This window comes from Shewanella chilikensis, assembly GCF_037953065.1.
Classification (GTDB): Bacteria; Pseudomonadota; Gammaproteobacteria; order Enterobacterales; family Shewanellaceae; genus Shewanella; species Shewanella chilikensis.
This window is the reverse complement of sequence record NZ_CP149966.1, coordinates 4720636-4731103: the sequence shown is the minus strand read 5'-3', so window position 1 is coordinate 4731103 and position 10468 is coordinate 4720636. Positions and strand designations below refer to the sequence as shown.

10 protein-coding genes are annotated in these 10468 nt (G+C 47.1%); 6 read left to right on the top strand and 4 right to left on the bottom strand.

Annotated features, from left to right (window positions below; all coding sequences use genetic code 11):
* Positions 1 to 439 precede the first annotated feature (439 nt).
* The 6 genes from rpmH (at position 440) to WKR14_RS21285 (ending at position 5665) form a co-directional block, all read left to right on the top strand.
* Complete coding sequence (gene rpmH, locus WKR14_RS21310; protein WP_011758135.1) at positions 440 to 577, top strand: 50S ribosomal protein L34; 138 nt, start codon at positions 440 to 442, stop codon at positions 575 to 577.
* Between the two features lie 18 nt (positions 578 to 595).
* The gene (gene rnpA / locus WKR14_RS21305; protein WP_101056528.1) at positions 596 to 952 is read left to right on the top strand and encodes a ribonuclease P protein component; all 357 of its coding nucleotides are present in this window, start codon (positions 596 to 598) and stop codon (positions 950 to 952) included.
* The gene (yidD, locus tag WKR14_RS21300) at positions 919 to 1173 is read left to right on the top strand and encodes a membrane protein insertion efficiency factor YidD (RefSeq protein ID WP_101056527.1); all 255 of its coding nucleotides are present in this window, start codon (positions 919 to 921) and stop codon (positions 1171 to 1173) included. The genes rnpA and yidD overlap by 34 nt, the downstream gene beginning before the upstream one ends.
* A gap of 3 nt (positions 1174 to 1176) precedes the next feature.
* Complete coding sequence (gene yidC, locus WKR14_RS21295; RefSeq protein ID WP_101056526.1) at positions 1177 to 2802, top strand: membrane protein insertase YidC; 1626 nt, start codon at positions 1177 to 1179, stop codon at positions 2800 to 2802.
* Between the two features lie 80 nt (positions 2803 to 2882).
* Positions 2883 to 4244 (top strand): tRNA uridine-5-carboxymethylaminomethyl(34) synthesis GTPase MnmE, encoded by a 1362-nt coding sequence (mnmE, locus tag WKR14_RS21290; RefSeq protein ID WP_339087171.1) that lies wholly within the window; start codon positions 2883 to 2885, stop codon positions 4242 to 4244.
* Between the two features lie 203 nt (positions 4245 to 4447).
* On the top strand, positions 4448 to 5665 hold the full coding sequence (locus WKR14_RS21285; protein ID WP_000868887.1) for a site-specific integrase: 1218 nt from the start codon (positions 4448 to 4450) through the stop codon (positions 5663 to 5665).
* On the opposite strand, the gene WKR14_RS21280 is transcribed toward WKR14_RS21285, so the two are convergent.
* The 4 genes from WKR14_RS21280 to traN all read right to left on the bottom strand — a co-directional run bounded on the left by WKR14_RS21280 (position 5662) and on the right by traN (position 10464).
* Positions 5662 to 6030: a helix-turn-helix domain-containing protein gene (locus tag WKR14_RS21280; protein ID WP_000215270.1), complete on the bottom strand. Its 369-nt coding sequence runs from the start codon at positions 6028 to 6030 to the stop codon at positions 5662 to 5664. The two genes, WKR14_RS21285 and WKR14_RS21280, sit on opposite strands and share 4 nt — an antisense overlap.
* 356 nt (positions 6031 to 6386) lie before the next feature.
* Positions 6387 to 7340: a replication protein RepA gene (locus WKR14_RS21275; RefSeq protein WP_000802150.1), complete on the bottom strand. Its 954-nt coding sequence runs from the start codon at positions 7338 to 7340 to the stop codon at positions 6387 to 6389.
* Positions 7327 to 7554 (bottom strand): helix-turn-helix transcriptional regulator, encoded by a 228-nt coding sequence (locus WKR14_RS21270; RefSeq protein ID WP_001187968.1) that lies wholly within the window; start codon positions 7552 to 7554, stop codon positions 7327 to 7329. The genes WKR14_RS21275 and WKR14_RS21270 overlap by 14 nt, the downstream gene beginning before the upstream one ends.
* A gap of 150 nt (positions 7555 to 7704) precedes the next feature.
* The gene (gene traN, locus WKR14_RS21265; RefSeq protein ID WP_339087170.1) at positions 7705 to 10464 is read right to left on the bottom strand and encodes a conjugal transfer mating pair stabilization protein TraN; all 2760 of its coding nucleotides are present in this window, start codon (positions 10462 to 10464) and stop codon (positions 7705 to 7707) included.
* Between the last annotated feature and the right edge of the window lie 4 nt (positions 10465 to 10468).

Here is a 10468-nt window from a genome sequence, read left to right as displayed (position 1 = left end):
GTACTTATCCCCAAAAGATCGCCTCGAAAGGAGGGTATTCTATAGTGAGATCTGAATAATCGCTATCCTTTAAGTGTAATTATCCCCAGGCAGATCCCAACAGTCAGATCTGTCGGATCCAGATCGATCTCCCAAGATCCGCTATTTGGCGAGCCGGTTAAAATCCCGCTTTATAAAGCGATCCACCCTGATCTATAATCAGCGACCGCCGATCTGCCAAAAGATTAATGGATCCACAAGATGTAGTGTCCGTACACAGAGTTATCCACATCCTGTGGTGACAACAGCTCAACAGATCGCGAAAATGCCGAGATAAATTACCTTGAGAGGGGCTGCACGTGTTGACTGCCCTGACTAAAGTGATTACAATTCGGCCTCTTTTTTGCCCTTACCTCAAACAGAGATAAGGTAAATTCACTAACAAAGACGGATTGCCATCATGAGTAAACGTACTTTTCAACCTAGCAACCTGAAGCGCAAGCGTTCTCACGGCTTCCGCGCTCGTATGGCTACAGCGAACGGCCGTAAGGTACTGGCTCGTCGCCGTGCCAAAGGTCGCGCTCGTCTGTCTGCTTAATTGCGAGTAGACAACTAGGTGACTCGTTACACCTTTACGCGGGAGTTACGCTTGCTAACTCCCGCGCAATTCAAAACCGTATTTTCCAACCCCATTAAAGCCTCCTCAGCTGAGATAACCCTGCTTGCTGTACCCAATGAGATGCAACATCCGCGTCTTGGACTCACTGTGGCTAAACGCCATGTAAAGAGAGCCAATCAACGCAATCGTATCAAGCGGGTGATCCGGGATAGCTTCCGCCTCAATCAACATGATTTGCCACCACTGGATATAGTGGTCCTGGTTCGCGGCGGTGTGCTGGATATGGATAATGAACAGCTCAGAAAGCTGGTAGAAAAGTTATGGCGCAAACTCAGTCGCCGTTTCAATGGCTGATAATTAAGGCGATCAGAGCCTACCAACTCCTTATCAGCCCTATGCTGGGGCCTCGTTGTCGCTTTAATCCAACCTGCTCTCACTACGCCATAGAAGCGGTGCGAGTGCACGGAACGATTAAAGGGAGTTGGTTTGCAATCAAACGCATATTAAAATGTCACCCTTTACATCCGGGCGGCAGTGATCCCGTCCCCCCTAAAAATGACAGGTGTAATAAATAGGCTATGGAATCTCAACGCAATTTACTGCTTATCGGCCTGCTGTTTGTCAGCTTTTTGCTGTGGCAACAATGGCAAACCGATAAAGCACCCAAACCCGCTGTAACTGAAAATACAGTTGCCACTTCCGTTCAAGAGACAACTCACAGCGCTGACGTTCCGGTAGCCGAATCAGGCATGCCAGAAGAAACAGCCGTGGCGTCCAAAGATCTTATCAGAGTCACCACAGATCAACTGGATGTGCTGATCAACCCTGTCGGCGGTGACATTGTTCATGCCGCTCTGGTTTCTCACAAACTGGAGCTGAACAAAGACGAACCGTTCGTCCTGTTGGAACAGAAGCCTGGGTTCGTATACATAGCCCAGAGTGGCCTAATGGGCAGCGGCGGTACAGACAGTACCAAGGGCCGTGCTACCTATTCAGCCAGCGCCAAAGAATTCACTCTTGCCGATGGCCAGGACACACTGACTGTTCCATTGAGCTACACAGCAGCAAACGGCGCCAAGTACACCAAGATCTACACCTTCCACAAAGGTCAGTTTGCCGTAGACGTTGAGTACAAGATTAACAACACCACATCAGAGCCACTGCAAGTTCAGATGTACGGTCAGATAAAACAGACTATCAAGCCTTCAGACAGCAGCATGATGATGCCAACTTATCGTGGTGCCGCCTTCTCGACTGCCGATATCCGCTACGAAAAGTATAACTTTGAAGATATCCAGGAAAAGAACCTGGAGAAGAAGACAGAAGGTGGCTGGGCCGCCATGCTGCAACACTACTTTGTGTCGGCCTGGGTTCCGCCAAAGAATGAAACCAACACCATATTTACCAGAGATAGTTCAGGTACCGCCAACATTGGCTTCATGGGCGAGAAAAAGACAGTAGCCCCTGGCACTGAAATGACCTTGAGCGCCGACTTCTACGTAGGTCCAAAGGATCAAGCCGCCCTGTCCGAACTGTCTGACACCCTTAACCTGGTTGTGGATTATGGCTTCCTCTGGTGGCTGGCTGTGCCTATCTACAAGCTGTTGATGTTCTTCCAATCCATCGTGGGTAACTGGGGTGTGGCCATCATACTTATCACCCTAACGGTGCGCGGTATTCTGTTCCCGCTGACCAAGGCGCAATACACCTCTATGGCCAAAATGCGTAACCTGCAACCAAAACTGCAGGAGCTGAAGGACAGATTCGGCGATGATCGCCAGAAGATGGGCCAGGCCATGATGGAGTTGTACAAGAAGGAAAAAGTGAACCCTATGGGTGGCTGTCTGCCTATCTTGCTGCAAATGCCTATCTTTATTGCCCTTTACTGGGTACTGATGGAAGGTGTGGAACTGCGCCATGCGCCGTTCATGCTGTGGATTGACGATCTGTCGGTACAGGATCCTTACTACATCCTGCCTTTGCTGATGGGTGTTTCCATGTTCCTGATGCAAAAAATGCAGCCAATGGCACCGACTATGGATCCTATGCAGCAGAAGATGATGCAATGGATGCCGGTCATCTTTACCGTGTTCTTCCTCTGGTTCCCATCCGGTCTGGTACTCTACTGGTTGGTGGGTAACATAGTTGCCATTATCCAGCAGAAGATTATCTATGCCGGCCTGGAGAAAAAAGGCTTAAAATAAGCCTATTTCGGGTCAAATGTTCAAGGGCGGCCTAAGGGTCGCCTTTTGCTTTTATAAATAAGTTTTCAAGGGTTAATGCAGTGACAACAGATACTATCGTGGCCCAGGCCACCGCTCCAGGTCGCGGTGGTGTTGGCATAGTCAGAGTCTCGGGGCCCAAGGCCCAAGCCGTTGCACAGGCATTACTGGGCCACCAGCCCAAGCCAAGATATGCCGATTACTGTGACTTCAAGGGAAGTCATGGAGAAGTGCTGGATCAGGGTATCGCCCTGTTCTTCAAAGGCCCCAATTCTTTTACCGGTGAAGATGTGCTGGAACTTCAGGGCCATGGTGGTCAAATCGTCATGGACATGCTGATCAAAAGAGTCCTGGAAGTCGAAGGACTCCGCTTGGCACGCCCAGGGGAGTTCAGCGAACAGGCCTTTATGAATGACAAGCTGGATCTAACCCAGGCAGAAGCGATTGCCGATCTTATCGATGCCACCAGTGAACAGGCCGCCAAGAGCGCACTACAATCACTTCAGGGCGAGTTTTCCCGCGAAGTGCATGAGTTGGTAGAACAGGTTACCAACCTGCGCCTCTATGTCGAGGCCGCCATCGACTTCCCAGATGAAGAGGTAGACTTCCTCTCTGATGGCAAGATTGCCAATGCCCTTTATCGCATCATAGATAAACTGGACTTGGTACAGGCCAGTGCCAAACAGGGCGCCATCATCCGCGAAGGGATGAAAGTAGTGATAGCCGGCCGCCCCAACGCCGGTAAGTCCAGTCTGCTCAACGCCCTGGCGGGAAAAGAGTCGGCGATTGTCACCGAAATAGCCGGCACCACAAGGGATGTATTGCGGGAGCATATCCACTTGGATGGCATGCCGCTGCATGTCATAGACACAGCCGGCCTGCGCGACACCACTGACACAGTGGAACAGATAGGCATAGAAAGAGCCTGGGCCGAAATCGCTACCGCCGACAGAGTATTGTTTATGGTCGATGGCACAGAAACCCAAGCCGTTGATCCCCATGAAATCTGGCCTGATTTTATTGATCGCCTGCCGGAAAACCTCGGCGTCACTGTGGTACGCAATAAGGCGGATCTGACCGGTGAATCACTGAACCCCAGCGAAGAGAAAGGCTATGACGTTTTTAGGATCTCAGCCAAAACAGGGCTCGGGGTCGATGCGCTGAAACAGCACCTCAAGAACCTGATGGGCTATCAGAGTAACTTGGAAGGCGGTTTTATCGCCCGTCGCCGCCACCTGGAAGCCCTGGAAGTCGCTGGTGACCATCTGCAGCAGGGCAAAGTACAGCTGGAAGTCTATCAGGCAGGTGAGCTGCTGGCCGAAGAACTGCGCATGACTCAACAGGCTCTGGCCGAAATCACCGGCCAATTCACCTCGGACGATCTGCTGGGAAGAATTTTTTCCAGCTTCTGTATCGGGAAGTAAATCTCCTAAATCAAATTAAAAACGAAGTAAAACCTTTCAAAACATATCAAAACAACCCATTGTTATTTATGGCAATTTTAGGAAGTTCTCTTATGGTTAGGTTTTACTTCCCTTCTCACGATTTTGCTCCGTTTTGCTAATTATTGATCCACATTTGCTCCCGAGTTAAAATTTTGGAGTAACGGGAGCAAAGCGGAGCAATTATGAAGGTATCAGTAAACAAGCGTAACCCTAACTCGAAGGGGCTCCAGCAACTTAGGCTAGTGTACTATTACGGAGTTGTTGAAGGTGAGGATGGCAAAAAACGAGCAAAGCGCGACTACGAACCTTTAGAACTCTATCTCTACGAGAACCCAAAGACACAAGCAGAGCGTCAGCACAATAAAGAAATGTTGCGTCAGGCTGAGGCTGCGCGGTCAGCAAGGCTCGTTGAATCTCACAGTAATAAGTTCCAACTGGAAGACAGAGTAAAACTTGCTTCGAGCTTTTACGATTACTACGACAAGTTAACTGCCAGTAAAGAGTCTGGAAGCTCTTCAAACTATTCTATTTGGATCTCAGCAGGTAAACATCTTCGGAGCTATCACGGAAGAGCAGAGCTCACTTTTGAAGAAATTGATAAAAAATTCCTAGAAGGGTTTAGGAAATACCTTTTAGAGGAACCACTAACGAAATCGCAATCAAAACTTGCGAAAAACACAGCCTCTAGTTACTTCAACAAAGTCAGAGCCGCACTAAATGAAGCGTTCCGGGAAGGCATCATCAGGGATAACCCAGTCCAGCGAGTAAAAAGTGTCAAAGCAGAAAATACCCAGCGAACCTACCTCACTCTGGATGAAGTTCGAGCTATGACAAAAGCGGAATGTCGCTATGACGTACTTAAACGAGCATTTCTTTTTAGTTGCACAACTGGCTTGAGATGGAGCGATATTCAGAAGCTTACTTGGAAAGAAATAGAAGAGTTTCAGGATGGACACTACAGAATTATTTTCAAACAAGCTAAATTACTGAATGCCGGAAACAGCTTAGTCTACCTGGATCTACCAGACTCAGCCGTCAAGCTTATGGGAGAGCGCCAAGATAAAGCGGAGCGAGTATTTAAAGGGTTAAAATATAGCAGTTACACCAACGTTGCTTTGCTACACTGGGCAATGCTAGCAGGCGTTCAAAAACATGTTACTTTCCACGTAGGCAGACATACATTTGCTGTGGCCCAGCTTAACCGTGGGGTTGATATCTATTCTCTCTCTCGCCTTCTTGGACACTCAGAATTGAGAACAACGGAAATTTATGCTGATATCCTTGAAAGTCGCCGGGTAACAGCAATGAGAGGCTTTCCAGATATTTTTGAAGATAAAGTACAAGAATCTGGAACTTGCTGTCCTCACTGCGGAAAGTCCGTATTGAATAAAACACTTTAAGATGCCCTACGGCCGCGAGGAAAACTCGTGATGTAATTTGTAACGTCTTGGTGAAGTTCATGAGCAGACTTCACTCTGTTCTTTTCCAACCATGCTTGAAGGTCTGAGCGCTTAATTAGCACCCGATTACCACCCGGCTTAGTAAACGATAAGCGCTTTTCATGCGTCAGGCGGTAGATGTATGAGCGTTTTGCTCCAACGTATGCCGCCGCCTCATCGACGGTAAGATACTCTTTATCAGATGGTGGTAAGTTTGATTTGCTGCCGTCACTCACCGTATTTTCAACGACCTGAGCCAGTAATTGCTTCATTTCTGCAATTTCGCTTCTCAAGGCATTCAAGGTTTCATTCACGTCTACAGTCATCAGCCTACCCGTTACACACCAGTTATTGATAGACCTAGTTTATGAGAGACAGCTACCAATCCTCGGCTCTGGATCTGCCCTTTTAGGGCGCGAACAAAGTTATTAACGCCTGAACATGGTTCAACTATAGGTATCTTTATAGGATTTTTTTAAAGGCAATACCTATAGGTTTAGGGGGGGGGAAATTATGCGTGGAAAGTGGGGGTGATTATGCGCAGCTCGTCAGTAGTCAGGGGGGTAATTATGCGTAAAAAGGGGGGGCGATTATGCGTGGATAAAATCCAAAACCAACAGTGTTTTCCACAACTTTGCAAAACAATAACATAAAAAAACCGGCACATTGGCCGGTTATTAAGTCAATTACGGTATGGAATCGGTGGGGGGCTGGACATCATCAGAATTCCGCCAGTCACTTTCTTAACTTTTGCATCCGGATAAACAGTAAGGACTCTCTTTAGAGCAGGAAGGAATACCTTCTTAAAGTTCCTGTCAGCGTCGTCTCCGGTATATTCTTGACCAAACTGCTCGCGCAAATTACGCCAGTACAATACGACAGGCCTACCGCTAATTCGATGTAAACGATCCGAAAGCATGGCATAAATATCCATCGCAAGAGCACTGCTATTAAGCTGATTTAGAGCCCTTAAATCAAGCGGTACAGCATGTTCGCTTAGCGTAGTAAAATACTCGTGTGAAAATGTAATAACACCAGGCCATAAAGCACCTTGATTGTCGCTGTTACCAATCCAAGCCTCAAATTTTTGGATGGGCTTACCATCGTAAGTGAACGCTTTATCAGCGGTACTAAAACCAAGGGTAATACTACAAGCAGATAACGCCAAAAGCTGTTTACGGAAGTTTGTATAGCTCCCATTTTTTCCTCCTGATGACTCCTTGCCCAGTTGTTTGAGGAAAGCACTGGCGCTATTGCCGACATCAATCTCGGGTGATTTTGAACGCAACGCTTGAGTATTCAGATATGCCATTACAAGCCTTGGCATGGGACCATACGGAACAGGCTGTTGGAGAAACTGCTTACCATCCCAAATTTTACCCGCTCGGATGTATAGACCAGCAGCACCACAACGCCTCTCAAACTCAGATCCATTTACTCTTGAACGAGGCAAACCGACTTGGCACATGATTGAGTGCATAAAAGTGAAATCATTGGGCGAGGGTGGATCTGATTTAATCCTTACTGAGGCATCTATTAATTCAGACTCAGCCCGACTCAAGCCTTGTGATTTATCACTATTTTCTACTTCGATATCCGCCTGATACTGAGCAAGTAGTTGGCTAAATGGCTTCATTACTTACCCTGCGGGAATCAAGCCATGCCTCCAACTGATCTAACCTGTATCTTAGTGTTTTATCGCCACTGATTTTATATGGTTTGGGAAATGAAGGGTCGTTTGTGCGGATTCGTTGAAGCGTTGGCACAGAGATTTTAAGTAGGGCAGTCACCTCATACACAGAGATCATCTGCAGGTGACTGTAATCTTTTTCATTTAAAGTTTGCTGCATAAATTTCTCCAGCATCATCATTGATTTACTGGAGAAATTTTGAGGGTGAACCCCCGTAAACATGGCCTCTGGAAGTGCCCTATTTGGGCACCTAGGCGATTTATTCCGACACAAAAACTTTCACATGTGAAAGTTTCTCATTGATAAACATCAACCACCATTGCCATCCAAGTCAGGAAAGATTTCACGCGCTTTGTCGTTTCTAATTTTGTCCACATTAATCCCTTCCAGCCGCTCCATAATACGTTCTGAGGCGTCTTGTCGAGTACCATCAATATTAAAATCACTTCCAGCTCCCGTTAAAGCATCCAAGTTTAACGATGCGGGATCAGGAAGTTTTCCATTTTGCTGAAGTATACCCAACCACTCGTCTAGGTTAACCTTACTCCAATCAATATCCGCTATTCGATCCAATGGAATTCCGCCGCATTGAGGTGTGCGCGCATCACCAAAGTTAAGGCCAAGTTGTGGCCGCACTTGCTCTTGGATGATTCGAGAGAGTGGCGAGTTGAAACAGCAATAGGACTCTCGCTCCTCGACACATGCTCCCAGTACTTTGGACTTGCAGTAAGATCCAACGTATGTGCAGCTATTTAGTGCTCTTTTAGCATTCATGGTGAACTCCTTTTCCTCGCACTTCCAAATCATTTGGATCATGACCATCGACACTACATAGACTGTGTAAACAGTCATAACGGTGCTTAGCATGGCGGCACCTTGTTGGCCGAGGATTTGTTCAGTCATTGATTCAGGAGCCCCAGCAGGTACGCCAGCGGCTCCCGTCGCAGAAGCATTTCCTAGAGCTTCAGAAGTCAGCTTGGTAATTTGCTCCTTTAATGCGCCAATAGTCTCCTGGGCAAACTGTTGAACAGGCTGGAGAAAACTATCAACCGCTCCACTAATATTTTCTATATAACTTGCAAAAGGCTGTGTTATTTCGGTCCAGCCAGACATTACGGGGTCTCTTAATACTTGGTATGCTCCTTTCACGGCACTGCCATCAGAGAGTCCCATAACGGCACCGTCTAGCTTAGGCACGGCCATAATCAAATTGAGATAATCAGCAAACGAAATATTCGTCGGCTTTTCACAACAATCTGAGACACCACCCACAGCAATCTTGCATTCCCCAGCCTCACCGGCAAAAGCTGAACACATCACATTTTCTTCACCAGTGGGGTTATCATCATAATTTTGACCAGTACAACTCATATCCTGAGTCATGAACTGAGCTGCATTCAACAATGCAGATGCACGAGCGAAATCAGTGCTTTGTGACTTTGTTATATCGAGACAATCATCCCCCATACACCTAATGGGTCCACCACATTGATACGTCGTTTCTTTCTCTAAAGTAGGTATTGATATGTCCGTTCCGCAGTCGTAGGTATCTTTAAACACATAACACTTACCCGAGGAACCCTCTGCTCCATCAATACATTCAGAACTAATAAATCCACACTGAGGATTATCCTCATACATCTGGCAACTGTTGAGATTTCCACCAGTATTTACAGGGCAGTGTGTTTCACCTTGAGGATCTGTCCAGCAGTCCATTTGCCCCTTATAAAAGTCATAGTCGGCTTTAACTCGAACCTTTTTGCACAGCTTTGGAATGCCAGGGAAAGGTGACGGTTTCAGTTGGGATTTGCAAACTTTGACCCCGTTGATGACTGTGCAGCCCGTAGCATCAGTCGGGTCATCTATACATGTTATCTCGCCTTCGGCAAAACCATCTACAACCCCTTTGGCTGAATCCATGCAGCTCTGTGGAGCCCACTCATCCTTGGTAATGGCTTTCGATGGGTCATAGCGGAGTTTTATGCGGCCAAAACCCTCACCTTCACCAGTTACTGAAACACGGATCTTGAATGTAACAACATCACCATCTTTCACGTTCTTAAAATAGGGAGTGACATCAACATTAGGGTTTCGCTCCCAACTCGTGGAGAGCTCACATCTACCGGCTGTTTCTGGAGGGAAGTTGCCATCTGGGCCAGACCACACTTTAGTTTCTTGGCCGGACTTACCGACCCACACTTGCATGTAATCATCCCACTTAACATATTCAAGTGTTGCGGAAACGATAGCATCCGGGTTACTAACCTGGACTCTTGTGTACTCTTCATAGATTTTACAGTTACCAGCCCAGTAATCGTCCCCAACCTTACCAATCCAGAGCTCCGTGCATCCGTCACCACAGGACTTGAGGTTGTATGGGCCATCATAGTGCTTCACCACAGAGGCATCGTAGTCATGGACAACCTCACAGTCCGCGCTTTGATCTACAACACGCTGACACCGTTCATACTCTGGAATGTGGGCGTTGATAGTATTCTGATTAATGGTTGTTTCGGCAGAACAATCCCCAAAGCCACCTGCGATGAGGTCCATATCCTCATAGGTCTTTTTGCTTAGATTCAATACCGGGTCATTACTGAAATCAGGGCGTGAGCGATTGGCCGCATCCATGAGAACTTGATATGCAGAACCTGATATTGAGGGATTGGAGCTGTTGGCGTCTTGGAATAAATTGGCTTTTGCCTCATTACCAAACTGATCCATAGCATCAGCATCACTAAATATCTGTTCTAGCTCCTCTGGAGATGCTGCATCAGGGAAATACTCTGCGGTATTTTGACCAGGTTGAACTCCAGGAAACAGTTCATTTATGTTTATGGATGTTGATTGACCATTACCGACTGGTAGAGAAATTTTACCATCTTGAACCTGAGCAGAGTTTTGCTTAACTCCGTTCGCAATAGATAAACCAAATTGTTTGGCATCACGACCAACAGCTCCGATGTTAGGTTCCTGATTACCCGCATAAGAATGTATCGGAAGAACTGAGATGGTTAAACATAGGAGCGAGGCAACAAACCTCGTCATGATGGGCGGCATAGTGGACATAGCA